Below are 19,352 nucleotides of genomic sequence, written 5' to 3' on the forward strand. Positions count from 1 at the left end.
GGTGTGACAACTCCCCATCGAGGTTCCACCGTGGCCGACATCGAGCGGATCGCGGGATCGCTGCCCGAGGCCGTGAGGGGAGGCAGCGACGAACTGCCCAGTTGGGCCGTGCACGGCAAGACCTTCATCTTCTTCCGGGAGCCACGCCCCGACGCCGTCGACGGGTCCGGTGACAGGCTCACCGACGTCATCTGCATCCGTACCCACGGCGCCGACGACAAGCAGGCCCTGCTCGACGACGACCAGAACCCCTTCTTCACCACCCCTCACTTCAACGGCTATCCCGCCGTGCTCGTGCGGACGAGCGACCTCCGTCGTCTCGACCCGGCCCTGCTCGAGGAGGTCATCGTCGAGGCCTGGTTGTCGAGGGCACCCAAGCGGGTGGCCAAGGCCTACCTCGCCCAATTCGAGTGACCCAGTTCGCTGGCTGACGATTTCACGTCAACCGCTCCGTCCCCGTGAGCGACTTGCGAGGCTGGCACCATGACCTTCACCATCGACACCCCTGAGATCGTCGACGCACCCGAGATGCCCTGGGTCGGTGTCCGCCACCGGGTGACCATGCAGCAGATGGACCAGCCCGCCCAGAGCTTCGCCACCGTCGCCGCGTGGATCGCCGAGCACGGGGCCACCTCGGAGGGCCCACCCTTCTACAAGTACGAGGTGATCGACATGGAGGCCGAGCTCACCGTGGTGGCGGGCTTCGCCGTCGATGAGCCCCAGCAGTCCGACGACACCGTCGTCGTGGGAACCCTGCCGGCCGGCCGCTACCTCACCGTCACGCACGTGGGTCACCCCCAGGACCTCGTGGAGGTGACCCGTCAACTGCTCGAGTACGCTGCGACGAAAGGTCTCACCTTCGACTGCACCCCCGACCAGCGCGAATGGGCCGCACGACTGGAGTTCTACGTCTCCGACGAGAGCGCCGACATGACCACCTGGGAGACAGAATTGGCGTTCAAGCTTGCTGACTGAACCGTCCACGAACCCGAACCTTCCCGACGGCTCCACACCGCTGCCGCGCATCGTTCGTGACCGGGCAGCGGGACGACCGGTGGTGCAGGTGTGGCAGAACGAGGCGATCTGCTCGACGACGTGGCGCCTCCACGGTGCCCCGGTGCGGTTCGTGAAGGTCGGTCCCCCTCATCGTGAGTTCGAGGTCGGCGCCCACGTGGACCGCTACCGCTGGCTCGCCTCCTACCTGCCGGTGCCCCACGTGCTCGACCACGGCACCGAGGACGGCCTTTCGTACCTGGTCACCGAGGCGTTGCCGGGGCGGTCGGCGATCAGCCATGACTTCACCTGTGGCGACCCTGCCATCGTCGAAGGCCTGGGACGAGCGCTGCGCCGCTTCCACGACAGCCTGCCCGTCGACGAGTGCCCCTTCGCCTACGTTCCCGCAGACATCGACCCCGTTGACCTGGTCGTCTGCCACGGGGATGCCTGCAACCCGAACTTCCTGTTCGACGACACCGGCGCGTTCACCGGCTACGTCGACCTCGGCGAGGTCGGCATCGGCGACCGGTGGGCTGACCTGGCGCCCGCCATCCTCAGCCTGGGCTGGAACTTCGGGGAGGATCCCGAGTTGCACCGGGCCAACCGCGACCGACTGCTGGCGGGCTACGGCATCGCACTCGACGAACGCAAACTGGCCCACTACACCGACGTGTGGAACGCCGAACCCGTCCAGGACGAAGCCCATGCCGGCGCCTGAGGAACCCCGACCGGACGCACCCCGGGTCGTGCTCATCAACGGGGCACCCGGCTCGGGCAAGTCGACCATCGCCGCCCTGCTGGCCGCGGAGATGCCGCTGGGTCTCGCGCTCGACATCGACCAACTCAAGTTCTCACTCGGCGGCTGGTCCGACGACCTGAACGCTGCCGGACTGCAGGCCCGTCGCCTCGCCCTCGCCCTCGTCCGCCAACAACTCCTCGATGGGCACGGTGTCGTCATCGGCCAGTACCTGGCCCGCACACCCTTCATCGAGCAACTCGAGCAGACCACCGTCGCGTCCGGTGGCCGTTTCCGCGAGGTCGTGCTCCGGGTGGCACCTGCGACGCTGCGTCAGCGACTCACCGGGAGGGCCGAGCGACCGCATCGTCCCGAGCACCAGCACAACAACACCTTGGTCGGCCCGGAGCAGGCCGAGGAGTTGACCGACTCGATGGTGGAGCTGGTCAGGCTTCGTCCCCACGCACTGGTCGTCGACGGCGATGGTGACATCGGGACAACCCTCGGCAGGATTCGCGAGAGGATCACACCATGAACGACAGCGCAACACCCACCAGCCAGTCCCGGGGCATCAGCGACCTGCCCGGCATCGAGATCACCACCGACCAAGGAGCGCACTACGGTGTGGTCGACCACGGCGCCCACACGTGGGCGTGGCAGCCGGCAGGCGAACGCCCCGTGCTCTGGCTGTCGGCGGCCACCGAACTGAGCGATGGAAAGCCGATCCGTGGGGGCGTGCCGGTGATCTTCCCTTGGTTCGCCAACGGCCGCTCCGACGACCAGCAGCCGGCGCACGGCCCCGTGCGCACCGCAGTCTGGGAGCGCGACGAGGTGGTGGACGACCTGGCCAACGGGGGTCCGCTCACCGTGCGCCACCGCTGGACCGGCGCCCTGCCCCAGCCGGCGGACGTGTCGATGACGGTGCGGTTCTCCCAGGACGAGCTGCGGCTGACGATGACGGTCACCAACACGGGCGAGTCGGAGTTCACCTTCGAACAGGCCCTGCACACCTATCTGGCTGTCTCCGATATCGGTCAGGTGGTGGTGCGCGGTCTCGACGGCGTCGATTACCTCGACCGGGCGAGGCATGCTCCTCGCCTCGAGAACGTGCAGGTCGGCGAGGTGACCTTCACCGCGGAGACCGACCGTGTCTACCTGAGTGAGAACACCGTCCAGGTGGTCGACCCCGGCTGGCAGCGCACCCTCGAGGTCAGCAAGCAGGGTTCCTCCGACACCGTCGTCTGGAACCCCTGGGTCGACAAGGCGGCGGCCATGCCCGACTTCGGTGACGACGAGTGGCCCGGCATGGTCTGCATCGAGGCCGCCAACGTGCTCGACCACGCCGTCACCCTGCCCGCCGGGCAGACCCACGACCTGGTGCAGGTCATCGCACTGGTGTGAGGCCGGTCATTCCTTGATGATGACTGCCCTGCCGCCGAAGGCGGGCAGCGTCACCTTGAATCCGGGCGTGCCCGTGTCGGTGATCTCGACCCGTCCGATGGTGCGGCGGGCAGCGAGATCGAGCACCCTGCCCTGCGGCAGGTACTCCGAGGCGACGTGGGTGGTCACCGGCGAGGCCGAGAAGTTCAGCACCGTCACCTGGATGGCGCCCACGGCGAGCCGGCTGACCATCACCAGCACGCACGGCTGCTCCACCTCGGGCACCTCGAGCAGGGTCCCGGTGGCCAGCCCGTGGCGCCGTCGCACCGTCAGCACCTCGGCCAGACGACGGACGAACGAGCTCTCGTCGTCCAGTTGTGCGGGCAGTGAGCCGTACAGGGATCGCGCCATCGGCATGCCCGAGGTGGGGGTGCCCCCGGGGTTCGAGGCGCCCATCAGGTCGTAGGCCCCGCGCTCGATCCACCTGGTGTCGCCGGTGGCGATCAGGCTCTGCACCTGTTGGCGCTCCAGCGGCAGGGCACCCACGAGGTCCCAACCCGACAGGGCGAACACCCCCGGCTGCCAGGCGTTGTACTTGGCCAGCAGCAGGTGCGCGTCCTTGATCTGGGCGACCTGGTCGTCGTCGAGGGTCGACAGGTCGGTGATGCCCAGTGCGGCGGTGATCACCGATGCGGTCGTGCAGGCGATGCCGTTCTGCACGAACAGGGCGTTGTAGGGAGCGGCGTCACCGGCCATCGTCTGGCGCATGGTCTGGCGGACGTGTTCGGCCAGTTCTCGTCCCGTGTACTCCTGCCCGGCGAGCCGGTAGGTGTCGTGGGCGTGCGCCGACTCGAAGTGCACGAGTTCGTAGGTCAGTTCGTCGTGGTTCTGCATGGCGTGCACGAGCGAGGCCTGGTCGATGCCGAGGGCCAGTGACTCATTGAGGGTGAGCCGCAGGAACTCCGTGTCGGCAGTCAACAGGGCGACGTGGTAACCGGGCCTGGTGACGAAGTCGTAGGAGAGGTCGGGGCCGACCGAGCCGGTGGCGAGGATGTCGTCCATGGCCAGGTTGAGTTCCTGGAAGGTGAAGCCCCCCACCTTGCGCACCATGGAGCCGATCAGCTGGTTCGCGGCCTGCGAGAGGGGGTGGCCCTCCGACCACGCCAGTTCCTCGACCCGCTTCTCCACCCCGAGGAAGCCGTTGGCATCCAGCCTCAGTCCCCCCGAACCCAGGTCGGTGAGCGAGTGCAGGGCGTCACCCATCACCATCCGCATGCCGGCGAAGGTGGGGTCGAGCCAGTTGACGGAGGGTTGGCCGTCCTTGAAGTAGTGCAGGTAGACCCAACGCCGGGCCACCCCGTCGACCCCGTGGACGACGCGGGTGACCGACCAGTTGGTCTCCTTGACGCCGGGCTCGTAGAAGATCACCCGCTGCAGGGCTCCGATGATGTAGCCCTCCTCGGCGAGCTTGGCCTCGGTCTCGGCATCCAGGTTGACCGAGTCGTGACCCTCGGGCACCTCCGGCAGCAGCGGCCACGCCTCCTCGGGGATCGAGACCATGTGGTAGATGCCGGGGTAGTCCTGGTAGTTCGCCTCGGCCAACCGGAAGTCGGCTCCCTTGCCGGTGTGACCGGGGACGACGTCGTCGATGATGGTGCCATGGTGGCGGGCCGCTGACTCGCACATGTCGCGGAACTCGTCCTCGGTCCCGAAGATGGGGTCGATGACCATGCTGATCCGGTCGAAGTGTCCGTCGACCGAGGGTGTCAGCGTCCAGCCGGAGATGCCACCGGCCAGCTTCACCGGACCGGTGTGCACCGCATCGATGCCGATCTGCTCGAACGCGGCCCACAGGTCGTCCGATCCCAGGGCCGACAGGAATGACTCCCCGGTGCGGGTCACCAGCGCCAACGGGTAGGCAGCGAACCACACCTGCGCCTTGTCGAGGGCGGCACGCGGGTCGGGCTGGGCATAGGGGTTCGACCACATGCTGGCGTGGCCGGCCAACTGGCGCGCCAACACGGTGGCGTCCTTCAGCATCGACTGGTCGACCAGCCAGGCGACGTAGGCGGCGTTGCGCCCGTCGGCCTCGAACGGGGGCGGAGCGATGGTGTCGGGGGTGGGCTGCCTCCTCATCGCCCGTGGACGCAGCTTCGCCGGACGCGCCGCGAACCTCTGGGAGTCGAAACTCAGGTCGGCGAAGAAGTCGTCGACGAGCGCCTCGTCGGGGGTGCGATCGGCATGCAGATCATCGGTGGCCACGTCGACACGCTACTGAATCCGCTGACCCGGCGCAGGTGCTCACCTGCGCCGGCGCATCCACAGGTGCGGGATCCGCCCGTCCAGGTGTTCCTCGCCCTCGACCTCGAAACCGAAGCGGGAGTACCAGCCAGCCAGGTGGGCCTGCGCGTGCAGCACCACGTCAAGCCCCAGCTCGGCGTCGTCGCGTTCGGTGAGGACGAGCGCCTGGTTGATCAGCCGGGCGGCGAGTCCGCGTCCGCGTGCGGCTTCGGCGGTGATGACGGCGCCGATCCGCCAGCGATGGAGCCGCTCGTCGGGGTCTGGGTCGTCGTGGTTGGGGCAGGGCTCGCGCACCAACCGGATGGCCGACTCGACCACACCGGCCTCGTCCTCGATCCACAGGTGACGCGTGCCCGGATCGAGGTCGACCCCGTCGATCGCCTGGTAGGGGTCACCCTGTTCGACCACGAACACCTGCACCCGCAACCGCAGCAGGTCGTGCAGTTGGCGGGGGGTCAGGTCGGGGCCGGCGACCACGCGGAGGGCCTGGTCGTCGCTGCGCTGCGGCTTCACCTCGGCCGGGTCGTGTTCGTCCATGGGCACCACCGTAGGCTGGGCGGGTGCCCCGCTCCCCCCTCGCCCAGCGTTTCGGGCTCGAGGCCGCCTGGCTGCGCACCGAACCCGGGCACTGGACGACCCTGCGCGAATTCCTGGTCGACCGGCTGCCGAAGATGAGCCCCGCGCGCATCGACGAGTTGTTCGCCGACGGCGTCTGGTGCGATGAACAGGGACGGCCCTACCCGGCCGACGAGCCCTACGCCCCGCACCGTTTCGTCTGGTTCCACCGCGACCTGCCCGACGAGGTCGAGGTGCCCTTCGAGATCGGCGTCGTGCACGAGGACGAGCGCATCCTCGTCGTCGACAAGCCGCACTTCCTGGCGTCGATCCCTCGGGGGCAACACATCCAGCAGTCGGTGGTGGTCAAGCTGCGTCGCCGGTTCGACCTGCCCGAGCTCGGACCCGCCCATCGTCTCGACCGCGCCACCGCCGGGCTGCTGCTGCTCGTCAAGGAACGACGGTTCCGGGGGGCCTACCAGCAGGTGTTCGCCCACCGGGGGGTGGGCAAGCGCTACCTCGCCGTGGCCGCCCATCGTCCCGATCTCGAACTACCCCTCGACGTGGTCAGCCACATCGCCAAGGACGTGGGCACGGTGCAGGCCTACGAGGTGGCAGGGGCGGCACCCAACGCCCACACCACCATCGAACGGGTCTGCGACGACGGCCGACTGGCGGGGTACCGACTGACTCCCCACACCGGACGGACCCACCAGCTGCGGCTGCACCTGTCGGGCCTGGGACTGCCCATCGTCAACGACCCGCTGTACCCCCGGGCGCGTGAGATCGATCTGGGCGACTTCCGTCATCCCCTGCAGCTGTTGAGCTCCGAACTGTGGTTCGACGACCCCGTGGACGACACGCCGCGTCATTTCCACAGCGCGCTGCAGCTGGACCACTGGCCCGATGACTGGCCGGGTCACCGACCGGGTCACGGGCCAGCGGCGTAGGACGACCCCGGTCGTCCGGGCTGCCGGATTGCGTCTAGATTCATCCCGTGCAAGACGTCGTGATCCAGGCCCTGTCGCTGGTGGCCATCATCGGGCTGGGCCAACTGATGCGGCGGCTGCACTGGGTCAGTGCCAGCCACTTCATGATCTTCTCGAGGATCGTGCTCAACATCACGCTGCCCGCCGCCATCCTGACCAGCTTCAACCGGGTGACCGTCCCGCTGGGACTGCTGGCGGTGGGTCTGGTGGCGGTGGCGCTGAACCTCTGCCAGCAGATCAGCGCCTTCGTGCTGTGCCGGGCCCAGGGGCGCAACCTGCAGGCCTTCGGCGTGCTGAACACCGGCAGCTACAACATGGGGGCCTTCGCGACCCCCTACATCAGCGGGTTCGGCGGCCCGTCGGCACTGATCAATGCCACCTTGTTCGACATCGGGAACTCGATCGTCGCCGCTGGGTGGGGACGGTTCTGGGCGTTCTCGATCGTGCGGGGCAGGGCGTCGTTGTGGGCCACCGTGAAGCGGCTGTTCTCGTCCACCATCTTCGTGCTCTACCTGACGGTGCTGCTGATGCAGGTGTTCCGGCTGCGGCTGCCGGAACAGCTGATGCACTTCACGGGCACCGTGGGCAATGCCAACACCTTCCTGGCGATGCTGATGATCGGCATCGGGCTCGACCTCGACCTCGACACCAGCCAGTTGCGGTCGGCGGCGAAGTTCCTGGCCCTGCGCTACTCGTGGTGCATCGCGTTCAGCTTCGCCTCGTTCACGCTGCTGCCGTGGAGCCACGAACTGCGGCTGACCATCGCCACCATCTGTTTCGCGCCGATCGCCTCGATGATTCCCGGGTTCACCTCCGAGCTGGGCCTGGACGTGAAGCTGTCGGCGTTCATGACCTCGTTGACGATCCTGGTCAGCATCGTGGTGATGCCGGCCCTGGTGGTCGTGCTCAGCTGACCCACAGCCGGGTGCATGCCGCTCGGGCCAGGGCCACGTCGGCGGGGAGCCAGTCAGGGTGGGGGCTGTCGGCATCGAGCCAGGTCAGCGCCGAGTGTTCGATGGCTCGCGGCTCCCCCGCGACCACGGTGCACCAGTAGGCGCGCATCGCCCACCTGTGGTTGATCGGCCACCGGCCACCGTCCACGTTCGGGAACTCGTCGCCCACCTGCACCTCGACGCCCAGTTCCTCGCGCAGTTCCCTCGCCAGTGCGAGCCCGGGTGACTCACCCACCTCGACCTTGCCGCCGGGGAACTCCCAACGACCAGCCAGTTCCGGGGGATGGGCGCGTTGCGCCGCCAGCAGCCGTCCGTCACGGACGACCAGTCCGGCCACCACGATTCCCCTGGAGTCGTGATCGCCGTCGATGTCAGTCACCCACGCCCAGCCAGGCCAGGGCCCCGGCGACGGCGGCAGCGGTACCGGTGGTCAGGGTCGGTTGCAGGTCGGGGAGGAATCCCGGGTTGTGGTTGGCCACGGTCGGTCGTCCCTCGACGAAACCCCCGAAACCCCAGTAGGCGTAGGGCACACCGAAGGCATCGGGCAGGGTGCTGAAGTCCTCCGAGGCTGTGGCTGGTTGCATCTGCAGCACCCGCTCCTGGCCCAGCACGGCGACCATCCCGGCTCGCACCCGGGCCACGGCGGAGGGGTCGTTGTCGGTCAACGGGTAGGGGTCGTAGGTCTCGACCAGGGGGTCACGCGGTGAACGGGCAGCGGCGCACTCCGCACGGACGATCCGCTCGACGGCCGCCTGCATCTGCTCGAGTACGCCCTGGTCGTAGGCCCGCAGGTTGAGCAGCAGCGTCGCCTCGTCAGGAATGATGTTGGCCGACGCCCCGGCGCGCAGGCTGCCCACCGTGACCACACCGAACTGGTCGGGAGCGATCTCGCGGGCCACCACCGTCTGCAGTCGGGTGACGATCGCCGCCGCCAGCACCACCGGGTCGACGCTGAGGTGCGGCATGGATCCGTGCGAGCCGTGCCCGTGGACGGTCACCCTGATCGACACCGCGGTGGAGAGAACCGGTCCGTCAGCGATGGCGACGCTCCCCGACACCGGAGTGGCGAGCACGTGCTGGCCCAGGGCCACATCGGGACGAGGCACCCGGTCGACCAGACCCGCGGCCACCATCGACCTGGCACCGGCGGCGACCTCCTCACCGGGCTGGAACAGGGCGATGTAGGTGCCGCGCCACCGGTCGCGGTGAGCCGCCAGCACTGCGGCGGCGCCGATCGCGCTGGCGACGTGCATGTCGTGCCCGCAGGCGTGCATCACCGGGACGGTCTCGCCGGCCAAGGTGCCGGTGTCGGTGGAGCGGTAGTCGAATCGTTCCGCCTCGAGCACCGGCAGGGCGTCCATGTCGGCCCTGAACAGCACGGTGGGACCCTCGCCGTTGACCAGCACCCCGACCACCCCTCCCCCGAACTCGTCGACGGCGAAACCCTGCTGGCGCAGGTGGTCGGCGACGATGCCTCGGGTGCGCACCTCCTGCATGGACAGCTCGGGGTGCTGGTGGATGTCGCGGTAGAGCGCCTCCTGCCAGTCGGTGACCTCGCCGATCGCCGGCATCACCCAGTCGACGGCGGTCATGATCGATCGCCGGCTGACTCGGCCGTCGGCAGGTTCGCCGACTTGGCTGCGGCCTTGACGGCCTTCTTGGTGGCCCTCACCTTGACCAGGGTCTCCGGTGAGGTGATGTCGGCGACCGAGCGGTACCCGTCCAGGGCGTAGTCACCGGCGACCTGTTCCCAACCCGACGGACGAATCCCGCGCTGCTTGGCCAACAGGGCGACGAAGATGCGGGCCTTCTGGTCACCGAACCCCGGCAGGGCGGTGAGCCGCTTCTTCAGCTCGGCGCCGGTCTGCACGTCGGCCCACACCGCGGAGGCGTCACCGTCGTACTCGTCGACCAACACCCGGCACAGGTCGTACAACCGCTTGCCCATCGATCCGGGGAAACGGTGGATCGCCGGAGGGATCGAGGCCTGTCGGACGAACTCGTCCTCGCCCAGGTCGACCCACGCCCTGGGGTCAACCGTGCCGAGACGCTCCTTCAGCACGGCCGGACCCGAGAAGGCCTTCTCCATGGTCACCTGCTGGTCGAGCAGCATGCCCGCCAACAGGGCGAAATCGGAACTGCCGAGCAGCTGGTCGGCCACGTCGTCACCGGTGAGGTACATGCGGTCAGCCTAGGTCAGCCCTCAACACGGTGGAGCTGGTGATTCGATTCCACCCGGGTCCCGGCGGGGACCTGGATCGGGCTCCGGCGGGGGTGCGTCCTCGGGCCGTCCCTGTTTGCCCTCGATACGTGCTGGCTGCCCGCGGGCCGTCCAACTTGCCCTCGATGGGCCCACGTGCCCTGGCCCTCCCCGGGGGCAACTGCACCGCACGCGGGCAACTGGCTCGGATCGAGGGCAACGGCACCGGACGAGCGCAACCGGAGCACCGTGATTGACTGGCGCCGTGACAGCAGCAACCTCCACCCCACTCATCACCCCTCGGCAGCTGCGTCGGACCGTGCTGCTGGTGGCGGCGCTCAACCTCGGCTACTTCTTCGTGGAGGCTGCGGTCGCGCTCAGGATCGGGTCGGTGTCGCTGTTCGCCGACTCGGTCGACTTCCTCGAGGACACCGCGGTCAATCTGCTGATCGCCCTCGCGCTGGGCTGGACGATCCACCGCCGCGCCCGGATGGGCAAGCTGATGGCCGTCATCATCCTGGTACCGGCCGTGGCCGCGCTGTGGCAGGCCGTGGCCAAGTTCGGCGACCCGCACCCACCCGAGGTGCTGTCGCTGGCCCTCACCGCCGGCGGCGCCATCATCGTGAACTCCGCTTGCGCGCTGATCCTGACGCGCATCCGCCACCACGGTGGCAGCATGTCGACGGCCGCCTTCCTGGCCGCACGCAATGACGTCTTCGCGAACGCTGCGATCATCCTGATGGCCGGCCTCACCGCCTGGGTGCACTCGGGTTGGCCCGACATCGTCCTCGGCCTGGGCATCGTGCTGCTCAACGGATCCGCGGCCAAGGAGGTCTGGGAGGTCGCCGAGGAGGAGGGTCTCGCGGCGAAGGCCCTGGCCGGTGAGGCCGTTGACGATGACTGACAACGGCCGGCCGGACAGGGCCTTCGCGCGGAGCTGATCCCCCAAGGTTCAGTGCCCCAAGTTCAGTCCCCCCAAGTTCAGTCGCGGGGGGTTCACTGGGTGAGGATCAGAGGTTGATCATGTGGCCGACGACTCCCTCGGCCGCTTCCTTGATCGCCTCCGACAGGGTCGGGTGCGCGTGGATGGTGCGTCCGATCTCCTCGGCCGTGAGGTCCCAGTTCTGGGCCAGCACGAGTTCGGGCAGCAGTTCGGTGACGTCGGGCCCGATCATCGAGGCGCCCAGCAGTTCACCGTGCTTGGCGTCGGCGACGATCTTCACGAAGCCGCCTCCCTCGCCCAGGCCCCAGGCCTTGCCGTTGGCCGAGAAGGGGAACTTCGACACCTTCACGTCGTGGCCCAACTCCTTGGCCTGCGCCTCGGTGTAGCCGAAGCTCGCGACCTGAGGCTGGCAGTAGGTGGCGCGCGGCACCATCATGTAGTCGATCGGGAAGGTCTCGGCACCCGCGATGGTCTCGGCCGCCACCACCCCCATGGCCTCGGCGTTGTGCGCGAGCATCAGCTTCGCGGTGACGTCGCCGATGGCGTAGATGTGCTCGACGTTCGTCCGCATGAAGTCGTCGATGTCGATCGCACCGCGCTCGGTCAGCTTGACCCCGGTGCGCTCCAGTCCGTAACCCTCGACGCGCGGCTGGAAGCCGATCGCCGACAGCACCTTGTCTGCCTCGAGCACCTGCTGGTCGCCACCCTTGGCGGGCGAGACGGTCACCTTGACCCCGGCACCCGACTCGTCGATCGACTCGACCTTGGTGGAGGTCATCAGGGTGATGCCGAGCTTCTTGTAGGCCTTGGCCAGTTCCGACGAGATCTCGGGGTCCTCGAGGGGCACGATCCGGTCGAGGTACTCGACGATGGTGACCTTCACGCCGTAGGAGTTGAGCACGTAGGCGAACTCGGTGCCGATGGCGCCCGAGCCGGCGACGATGATCGAGGCGGGCACCTCCTCGGCCAGGATCTGCTCCTCGTAGGTGACGACCTTGTCGCTCACCTTGGTGCCGGGCAGCATCTTGGTGGTGGCGCCCGTCGCGATGATGCAGTCGGTGAAGGTGACGGTCTCGGCCGAACCGTCGTCCTTGGTGACCGTGATCGACGAGGCGTCGGCGAACTCTCCCCAGCCGTCGTACTCGGTGATCTTGTTCTTCTTCATCAGGTAGTGCACGCCGTTGGTCATCCGCTTCGAGACCTCACGGCTGCGGGTGTAGGCCTTGTTGTACTTGGCCGTCACCTCGCCCTCGAGGCCGAACTTGTCGGCCTCCTTGGTCACGAGGTTGACGATCTCGGCGTTGCGCAGCAGCGACTTCGTCGGGATGCAGCCCACGTTGAGGCAGACACCGCCCCAGTACTTCTTCTCGATGATGGCGGTCTTCTTGCCAAGCTGGGCGGCACGAATGGCGGCCACGTAACCACCCGGGCCGGCGCCCAGGACAACGACGTCGTAATGCGAGCTCATGGGCCACACTCTAGTGCTCCGTCCGGACGCCCGGGTGACCGCCCCGGCCGTCCCGCATGGGTGCCCCAGCGCTCCCCCGGCGGCTCCGCGCTCGCTCGCCCGGCCCCGGTCAGGCTTGCTTCATATCGTTTATGAGTTATCGTGATCGGGTGACCAACACCAGCCCCGCCGCCATCGGAAGCCTGATCAGGGACGCGCGCAAGCAGCGCGGACTGACCCAGCAGCAACTCGCCGATGAGCTGTCGACCTCGCAGAGCGCCATCCACCGCATCGAGGCAGGCAACCAGAACCTGAGCCTCGAGATGATCAACAAGATCGCCGAGGCACTCGAGTCGCCGCTGATCGCCCGCGCCGATTCCCGCACCATGAACTTCCGCATCCAGGGCGAGACGAAGCTCTCGGGTTCGATCGAGGTGCGCTCCTCGAAGAACGCCGCCGTCGCGCTGCTGTGCGCCAGCCTGATCAACAAGGGCACCACCAAGCTGCGCGGTGTCGCCCGCATCGAAGAGGTGAACCGCATCATCGAGGTGCTCACCTCGATCGGCGTGGAGTGCACCTGGAGCGATGACAAGTCGTTGCTCACCCTGGTGCGCCCCGAGGAGCTCCGGCTGGACGAGATGGACCTCGACGCCGCCCGCCGCACCCGCTCGGTGATCATGTTCCTTGGCCCGCTGCTGCGCTTCTACAGCGAGTTCCAGTTGCCCTACGCCGGTGGCTGCAACCTCGGGTCACGCACCGTCGAGCCCCACCTGCAGGTGTTGCGCGAGTTCGGGCTCGACGTCGAGGCGACCGAGGGCTTCTACCAGGCCAGGGTCTCGCGCGACATCAAGGGCACCCGGCACGTCACGCTCACCGAGCGCGGTGACACCGTCACCGAGAACGCGCTGCTCGCGGCGGCACAGACCGCCGGTGTGACGGTGCTGCGCAACGCCAGCCCGAACTACATGGTGCAGGACCTGTGCGTCTTCCTCGCCAAGCTCGGCGTCGGCATCGAGGGCATCGGCACCACCACCTTGACCATCACCGGCAACACCGACATCAACGAGGTGGTCGAGTACTACCCCTCCGAAGACCCGATCGAGGCGATGAGCCTGATCACCGCCGGCATCGTGACCGACTCGGAGTTGACCATCACCCGGGCCCCGATCGAGTTCCTCGAGATCGAGTTGGCCATCCTGGAGGAGATGGGGCTGAAGTTCAGCCTCTCCGAGGAGTACCGCAGCCACAACCAGTTCACCCGGCTGGTCGACATCACGGTGCACCCCTCGAAGCTGAAGGCCCCGGTCGACAAGGTGCACCCGATGCCCTTCCCCGGGCTGAACATCGACAACCTGCCCTTCTTCGCCGTGATCGCAGCCTCGGCCGAGGGTCAGACGATGATCCACGACTGGGTCTACGAGAACCGGGCGATCCACCTGCTCGAACTCGGCAAGCTCGGCGCGACGGTGCAACTGCTCGACCCGCACCGGTTGATCGTCACCGGCCCCACCGGTTGGCGTGCCCGCGACATGGTCTGCCCGCCCGCGATGCGTCCGGCGGTCTGCCTGTTGCTCGCTGCGCTGGCGGCCCGCGGCGAATCAGTGCTGCGCGACGTCTACGTCATCAACCGCGGTTACGAAGACCTGCCCACCCGGTTGAACAAGCTGGGCGCCAACATCGAGGTCTTCCACGAGTGAGCTGACCACTCAGTCCAGACGCGTGGCCTCGAACCGTTGGTTCGGGGCCACGATCTGTTCCTGGCCGGCCACCAGCTGCAACTCCGAGTGCTCCGACTCCACCGTCACCCGCAACACGCCGTGGACGATGGCCGCCGTCTGCTCCAGCGCGCGGCGCAGCCCACCACCCGAGAGCAGATGGGCGAGGAACATGGCCGAGGTGAGGTCACCCGAACCGGTGAAGTAACTGGCGAACAGGGGCGTCTCGACCACCCACGCCTCGTCCGCGTTCACGGCGAGCATGCGCATCACCGGTTCATCCGGGGTGACGACCGAGGTGACCAGCACCGTCTCGGGGCCCTGGGAGCGCAGCGCGTGGGCCGCGTCGCGGGCGTCCTCGATGGAGGCGATGGTGCGCCCCGTCAGGAACTCCAACTCGAACAGGTTCGGGCTCATCACGTCGGCGATCGGGGTGACGACGTCGCGGATGAACTCCGGGATGCCGGGGCGCGCGTAGAAGCCGCGACCGACATCACCCATCACCGGGTCGCAGCAGTAGAGAGCGGCCGGGTTGCGTTGCTTGATCAGCGCCACAGCCTGGACGATCGCGGCCCCGACCTCCTCGCCGCCCTGGTAGCCGCTGAGCACGGCATCAGCCCGCCCCAGTTCGCCACGGTCGTCGATACCGCGCACCACCTCGAGCACCTCTTCGGCAGGGATCAGCGGTCCGCGCCAGGCCCCGTAGCCGGTGTGGTTCGAGAAGGTCACGGTGTGCACCGGCCACACCTCCACCCCCAGTCGCTGCAGGGGGAACACGGCCGCCGAGTTGCCGACGTGGCCGAAGGCCACGTGGGACTGGATCGAGAGGATGGTCGTCACCCCGGCATTCTTCCACCTGCCCTCGACCGCCCCCCACCGACGGCTTCCTGCCAGACTCGACCCGTGAGCACCCATCCCTACCTCAGCAACGGATTCGTGGCGATGGCCCACCGGGGCGGGTCGCTGTTGCCCGACAACGTCGGCAAGGAGAACACGCTGACCGCCTTCGAACACGCGGTCGGTCTGGGCTACCGCTATCTCGAGACCGACGTGCACCTCACCGCCGATGGGGAACTGGTCGCCTTCCACGACGACCGGCTCGACCGGGTCAGTGACGCCCACGGTCTGATCGCCGAGTTGACCTGGGCACAGGTGCAGCGAGTGCGCGTCAACGGCGAACCGATCCCCCTGTTCCGGGAGGTGCTCGACACCTTTCCCGGGGCCAACCTCAACGTCGACCTGAAGGCGCCCGGCGCCGGGGCCCCGCTGGCGGCCCTGCTCGCCGACCGGGATGCCTTCGACCGGGTCTGCGTGGGCTCCTTCTCGTCGGCGCGGCTGGCTGAGTACCGGCGGCTGGCGGGGCCACGCGCGCTCACGTCGAGCAGCAGGGTCGAGGTGGTGGCCCAGATGGCAGCGGGGCTGGTGTCGTTGCCCGCCCCCGGCGCCGCAGGGGCCCATCAGGTACCCGTCAGACGAGCGGTGGCCGGCCGTCAGGTGCCGGTGGTGACCAGGGGCTTCGTCCGCGGTGCCCACCGAGCGGGTCGGCAGGTGCACGTGTGGACGATCGACGACCCCGACCAGATGCACCACCTGATCGACCTCGGTGTCGACGGCATCGTGAGCGATGCCATCGACGTGCTGAAGACGGTGCTGATCAGCCGCGGTCTCTGGACCGGCCGCTGACCTGGGGTACCAGCATCGGATGCGGCTGTGGGGTGAAACCCTGCGCGGGTTTGCCGCAGATCGCTACGCTCGACGAAGACCGACCTTTGAGGAGGGGACGATGGCTGACCGGGCATTGCGCGGCATGGGCTTGGGGTCCAAGAGCTTCGAGGACGAGGAGGGGATCGAGTTCGCCTCGCGTCTGCAGATCGGGTTCGACTGCCCCCAGGGGCACCACTTCGACCTGACCTTCGCGAGCGAGGCCGAACTGCCGGCGGTGTGGGAGTGCCCCCGCTGCGGCAAGCAGGCCGTCCGTTCCGACGGCACCGTCGCGGCCGAGAAGGACGAGAAGCCCCCGCGCACCCACTGGGACATGCTGATCGAGCGCCGCTCGGTCAGTGACCTCGAGGAACTGCTGCAGGAGCGTCTCGACCTGCACCGCAAGAGCCAGGAGCTCTGAGGACTCAATCGATGACGGAACCCTCGATGGCCCGTGGCGGGCCGTCGGGGGTTTTCTTCGTCGTGCTGGCCGAACCCGGGGCGGGGTCGGGTTCGACCACCTCGCCCGGGATCACGTCGCCGCCCCTGCCCCGTCCGCCCCTGCCGCCCATGGCGCCCGGCAGCATCCCCGACCCGAGACCGAGGCTCTCGACCTGGTGCTCGGCCATCGCCGTCAGCAGTCGTCGCGGGATGGCGCGGGTGAAGGGCAACAGGCAGACCAGGCCGACCACATCGGTGGTGAACCCGGGCAGGGTCAACAGCAGCCCACCCGCCAACACCAGCGCCCCGTCGCTCAGTTCGCGGCTGGGAACCTTGCCCGACCCGAACGCGTCGATCAGCGCCCGCCACGCCTTCGTCCCCTCACGTCGCATCAGCCACGTGCCCAGCACCGCGGTCAGCACGAGCAGCCCGATGGTCGGCCACAGACCGATCAGGTCGCCCACCTTCACCAGGATGAGGACCTCGAGGACGGGCAGACCGATGAACACCACCAGTAGGGCGGGCACCAGCCAGCGGGGACGACTCATCGCGAGAACCTGTTCACGTCAGCAGGCCCGGCCATGTCAGCGACCCCCGCGCGTCACCAGGCGCTTGACCTGCTTGGCGCGATGGTCAACACCCCACAAGGTGGTGCGGATCATGGCCTCGACGACGATCGCCTTGTTCATCTTGGAGTCACCGAACTCCCGTTCCACGAACTCGATCGGCACCTCCTTGATGACCAGGCCGGCCTTGTGGGTGCGCCACGCCAGATCGATCTGGAAGCAGTAACCGGCCGACGCGATCTCGTCGAGGCCGATGGTGCGCAGGGTCTCGGCGCGGAAGGCGTTGAAGCCACCCGTCACGTCGTGCAGCGGCAGGCCGAGCACGGCGGCGCTCCAGAGTGAACCGCCGCGGCTGATCACCTTGCGGGCCGCGGGCCAGTTGACGGTGCTGCCCCCTCGCACGTAGCGCGAACCCTTCACCATGTCGGCATCACGCAGGGCATCGAGCAGCAGCGGCAGTTGCTCGGGCTGGTGCGAGCCGTCGGCGTCCATCTCGACGATGGCGTCGTAGTTGCGTTCCAGACCCCAGGCGAATCCGGCGAGGTAGGCGGCGCCCAGACCCTGCTTGCCGGCCCGGTGCATGACGTGGATCTGCGGGTCGCTCTTCGCCAGCCGGTCGGCGATCGCGCCGGTGCCGTCGGGGGAGTTGTCGTCGGCGACGAGCACGTCGGCGACGGGCACGGCCGTGCGCAGCCGTCCCACGATGCTCTCGATGTTCTCGGCCTCGTTGTAGGTCGGGATCACCACGAGCACGGTGGTGATGGGTGGCCTGGTCATCGACAGCTCCTCGTCCGCGGCCACGCCGACTGCGTGGACCTCACGGACCAGCGTAGCCACCCGGGTTCCGCGTGGAGCCCTCGACCCGATGTCTCCCCCCTCGTCGGGCGAGCACGAGCGAGGTCAGCATGGCCAGCAGGGCCACCAGCGCCGCGGCGGACTCCACCCAGGGTCCGACCAGTACCCCGATGGAGACCCCGGAGCGCACCGGGACGTCGTAGGTGCGCGCGGCTGCGGTGGCCTCGCGGGTGCGGTCGAGCACTCGTCCGTGGGGGTCGATCCAACCCGAGAAGGATCCGGTGGTCGCGACCACCACGTCACGCCTCATCTCCATGGCTCGCACCCGGGTGATCTGGAACTGCTGGGCGGGCTGTCCGGTGAAGGTGTAGGTGGAGTTGTTCGACTGCACCACCACCAGTTGCGGGTCGAGTCTGGCCACGTCGTGAACCGAGGAGTCGTAGGCCAACTCGAAGCAGATGATGTCGCCGACCCGCAGGGTGCGGCCCGCCACGGTGGCGCTGGTGACCCCCGGCTTGGTGCCGGGAACCCCCTGCGCTCCGACCTGCTGCAGGATCGGGAAGCGCGGGAGCAGTTCGTCGCGGAACGGGATGTACTCCCCGAAGGGGACCAGATTTCGCTTGTCGTAGCGCTCCCCCGGTCCCTGCTGGGTCCACCACAGCCCCGAGGTCTGTCGTTCGTCGGGGCCGGGGCCGTAGCGGACGATGCCGATGAACATGGGCAGACCCGACAGCTGCTGGGCCTCGGTGATCATCTCGCGGGTGTCGGCGTCGACGGTCGGGTCGATGTCGGTGGAGTTCTCGGGCCACAGCACGAACTGCGGACGAGGATCCAGGCCGGTCCGGGCGCGCGCCATCAGGGCGATCGTCTCCGAGAGGTGGTTGTTGGTGACCGAACGGGCGTAGCCCAGCGAATCCGGTCCGGCGGTGCCGTCGACGTTGCCCTGCACCATGCCCACGGCCACTCGTTGGCCCGTCGCCGGGAGGGCGGGGGCCCGTCCCAGGCCCAGTCCGGCCAGCACGATGGCGACGACGACTGCCTCCGAGACCGAGGGCCGCAGCCGGGGACGCTCAACCCGGTGTGCGACGGCTGCGGCGACCAGCGCGCACAGCAGGCTCACCCCCGAGGCGCCCACGAAGCCCAGCCATCCGCCCAGTGGTTGGTCGGCGGTGGTCCAGGCGAGCCGGCCCCACGCGAACCCGCCGAAGGGGTAGCGGGCGGCCGTCCACTCCCCCAGCGACCAGCAGGCTGCCGTCCAGACGGGCCACCAGCGCAATCGGTGGACGAGCGCCACGCCCAGCCCCACCAGGCCGGTGTGCAGCGCCATCAGTCCCACCAGCCCGGGCACGACGAACCAGCCGAGCACCCCGATCCAGCCGACGAGGGCGCCGTAGAAGCCCAGCCCGAACAGGAAGCCGCGCCACACCCCTGCCCGCGCCACCCGCAGGCTCACCCTGCCGTCGGGCTCGAGCCCTCCGCGGGCGAGCCAGAAGAAGGCGGCCGGTCCGAGCAACGCCAGCGGCCACCACTGCAGCGGGGCGAACCCCCCGGCGGTCACGACCCCGGCAAGCACCAGCAGCGGCACCCGCTGCCAGGCGCGCAGGCGGTCGCTGGTCACGCCTGGTCACCCCTGT

The 19,352-nt window shown here is 68.5% G+C and carries 21 protein-coding genes; 11 read left to right on the forward strand and 10 right to left on the reverse strand.

Going from position 1 to position 19,352, the window contains the following annotated elements:
* The first annotated feature begins 3 nt into the window (after positions 1-3).
* From QQZ11_RS11150 to QQZ11_RS11170, 5 genes are all read left to right on the forward strand, one after another.
* The gene (locus QQZ11_RS11150) at positions 4-414 is read left to right on the forward strand and encodes an MmcQ/YjbR family DNA-binding protein (RefSeq protein WP_284550453.1); all 411 of its coding nucleotides are present in this window, start codon (positions 4-6) and stop codon (positions 412-414) included.
* A gap of 69 nt (positions 415-483) precedes the next feature.
* A complete protein-coding gene (locus tag QQZ11_RS11155; protein WP_284550454.1) occupies positions 484-975 on the forward strand; it encodes a GyrI-like domain-containing protein in 492 nt (163 codons plus the stop codon).
* Positions 965-1,714: a phosphotransferase gene (locus QQZ11_RS11160; protein WP_446698849.1), complete on the forward strand. Its 750-nt coding sequence runs from the start codon at positions 965-967 to the stop codon at positions 1,712-1,714. Before QQZ11_RS11155 ends, QQZ11_RS11160 begins: the two co-directional genes overlap by 11 nt.
* Positions 1,701-2,267, forward strand: coding sequence for an AAA family ATPase (locus tag QQZ11_RS11165; RefSeq protein WP_284550455.1), 567 nt, complete (start codon positions 1,701-1,703; stop codon positions 2,265-2,267). Before QQZ11_RS11160 ends, QQZ11_RS11165 begins: the two co-directional genes overlap by 14 nt.
* Positions 2,264-3,133, forward strand: coding sequence for a D-hexose-6-phosphate mutarotase (locus QQZ11_RS11170; RefSeq protein ID WP_284550456.1), 870 nt, complete (start codon positions 2,264-2,266; stop codon positions 3,131-3,133). Before QQZ11_RS11165 ends, QQZ11_RS11170 begins: the two co-directional genes overlap by 4 nt.
* A 6-nt stretch (positions 3,134-3,139) precedes the next feature.
* Here QQZ11_RS11170 and treS read toward each other — a convergent pair whose 3' ends face one another.
* Positions 3,140-5,374, reverse strand: a complete 2,235-nt coding sequence (gene treS / locus QQZ11_RS11175) for a maltose alpha-D-glucosyltransferase (protein ID WP_284550457.1) — start codon at positions 5,372-5,374, stop codon at positions 3,140-3,142.
* A 39-nt stretch (positions 5,375-5,413) separates the two neighbouring features.
* Complete coding sequence (locus tag QQZ11_RS11180) at positions 5,414-5,950, reverse strand: GNAT family N-acetyltransferase (protein WP_284550458.1); 537 nt, start codon at positions 5,948-5,950, stop codon at positions 5,414-5,416.
* Positions 5,951-6,051: 101 nt separating this feature from the next.
* On the opposite strand from QQZ11_RS11180, the gene QQZ11_RS11185 reads away from it, so the two are divergent.
* Both QQZ11_RS11185 and QQZ11_RS11190 read left to right on the forward strand, forming a co-directional pair.
* Positions 6,052-6,918 (forward strand): pseudouridine synthase, encoded by an 867-nt coding sequence (locus QQZ11_RS11185; protein WP_284550764.1) that lies wholly within the window; start codon positions 6,052-6,054, stop codon positions 6,916-6,918.
* Between the two features lie 47 nt (positions 6,919-6,965).
* The gene (locus QQZ11_RS11190) at positions 6,966-7,871 is read left to right on the forward strand and encodes an AEC family transporter (RefSeq protein WP_284550459.1); all 906 of its coding nucleotides are present in this window, start codon (positions 6,966-6,968) and stop codon (positions 7,869-7,871) included.
* Here QQZ11_RS11190 and QQZ11_RS11195 read toward each other — a convergent pair.
* From QQZ11_RS11195 to QQZ11_RS11205, 3 genes are read right to left on the reverse strand one after another with little or no spacing between them, the layout of a single operon-like run.
* A complete protein-coding gene (locus tag QQZ11_RS11195; protein ID WP_284550460.1) occupies positions 7,864-8,289 on the reverse strand; it encodes a (deoxy)nucleoside triphosphate pyrophosphohydrolase in 426 nt (141 codons plus the stop codon). The genes QQZ11_RS11190 and QQZ11_RS11195 overlap by 8 nt on opposite strands.
* Positions 8,282-9,502: an amidohydrolase gene (locus QQZ11_RS11200; protein ID WP_284550461.1), complete on the reverse strand. Its 1,221-nt coding sequence runs from the start codon at positions 9,500-9,502 to the stop codon at positions 8,282-8,284. Before QQZ11_RS11200 ends, QQZ11_RS11195 begins: the two co-directional genes overlap by 8 nt.
* The gene (locus QQZ11_RS11205; protein WP_284550462.1) at positions 9,499-10,092 is read right to left on the reverse strand and encodes an HhH-GPD-type base excision DNA repair protein; all 594 of its coding nucleotides are present in this window, start codon (positions 10,090-10,092) and stop codon (positions 9,499-9,501) included. The genes QQZ11_RS11200 and QQZ11_RS11205 overlap by 4 nt, the downstream gene beginning before the upstream one ends.
* 283 nt (positions 10,093-10,375) lie before the next feature.
* Here QQZ11_RS11205 and QQZ11_RS11210 point away from each other — a divergent pair, with 283 nt between their 5' ends.
* A complete protein-coding gene (locus tag QQZ11_RS11210; RefSeq protein WP_284550463.1) occupies positions 10,376-11,014 on the forward strand; it encodes a cation transporter in 639 nt (212 codons plus the stop codon).
* Positions 11,015-11,120: 106 nt separating this feature from the next.
* Here the strand turns inward: QQZ11_RS11210 and lpdA are convergent, their stop codons facing one another.
* A complete protein-coding gene (gene lpdA / locus QQZ11_RS11215) occupies positions 11,121-12,521 on the reverse strand; it encodes a dihydrolipoyl dehydrogenase (RefSeq protein WP_284550464.1) in 1,401 nt (466 codons plus the stop codon).
* A gap of 149 nt (positions 12,522-12,670) precedes the next feature.
* Here lpdA and QQZ11_RS11220 point away from each other — a divergent pair, with 149 nt between their 5' ends.
* Positions 12,671-14,197, forward strand: a complete 1,527-nt coding sequence (locus QQZ11_RS11220) for a helix-turn-helix domain-containing protein (RefSeq protein ID WP_284550465.1) — start codon at positions 12,671-12,673, stop codon at positions 14,195-14,197.
* 9 nt (positions 14,198-14,206) lie between these two features.
* On the opposite strand, the gene pdxY is transcribed toward QQZ11_RS11220, so the two are convergent.
* The gene (gene pdxY, locus QQZ11_RS11225) at positions 14,207-15,055 is read right to left on the reverse strand and encodes a pyridoxal kinase PdxY (RefSeq protein ID WP_022910204.1); all 849 of its coding nucleotides are present in this window, start codon (positions 15,053-15,055) and stop codon (positions 14,207-14,209) included.
* 63 nt (positions 15,056-15,118) lie between these two features.
* Between pdxY and QQZ11_RS11230 the strand changes: the two genes are divergently transcribed.
* Both QQZ11_RS11230 and QQZ11_RS11235 read left to right on the forward strand, forming a co-directional pair.
* Positions 15,119-15,898 (forward strand): glycerophosphodiester phosphodiesterase, encoded by a 780-nt coding sequence (locus QQZ11_RS11230; RefSeq protein WP_284550466.1) that lies wholly within the window; start codon positions 15,119-15,121, stop codon positions 15,896-15,898.
* A 100-nt stretch (positions 15,899-15,998) separates the two neighbouring features.
* On the forward strand, positions 15,999-16,337 hold the full coding sequence (locus QQZ11_RS11235) for an RNA polymerase-binding protein RbpA (RefSeq protein ID WP_026377961.1): 339 nt from the start codon (positions 15,999-16,001) through the stop codon (positions 16,335-16,337).
* A 4-nt stretch (positions 16,338-16,341) separates the two neighbouring features.
* Here the strand turns inward: QQZ11_RS11235 and QQZ11_RS11240 are convergent, their stop codons facing one another.
* The 3 genes from QQZ11_RS11240 to lnt are packed head-to-tail and all read right to left on the reverse strand — an operon-like array spanning position 16,342 to position 19,336.
* Positions 16,342-16,905 carry an FxsA family protein gene (locus tag QQZ11_RS11240; protein ID WP_284550467.1) on the reverse strand — a complete coding sequence of 188 codons (564 nt, stop codon included), beginning with the start codon at positions 16,903-16,905 and terminating at the stop codon, positions 16,342-16,344.
* Between the two features lie 36 nt (positions 16,906-16,941).
* Entirely contained in the window at positions 16,942-17,700 is a 759-nt protein-coding gene (locus tag QQZ11_RS11245) for a polyprenol monophosphomannose synthase (protein ID WP_040438168.1), read from the reverse strand.
* A 40-nt stretch (positions 17,701-17,740) separates the two neighbouring features.
* A complete protein-coding gene (lnt, locus tag QQZ11_RS11250; protein WP_284550468.1) occupies positions 17,741-19,336 on the reverse strand; it encodes an apolipoprotein N-acyltransferase in 1,596 nt (531 codons plus the stop codon).
* Between the last annotated feature and the right edge of the window lie 16 nt (positions 19,337-19,352).

It is taken from the genome of Aestuariimicrobium sp. T2.26MG-19.2B (assembly GCF_950101875.1).
Taxonomy (GTDB): domain Bacteria; phylum Actinomycetota; class Actinomycetes; order Propionibacteriales; family Propionibacteriaceae; genus Aestuariimicrobium; species Aestuariimicrobium kwangyangense.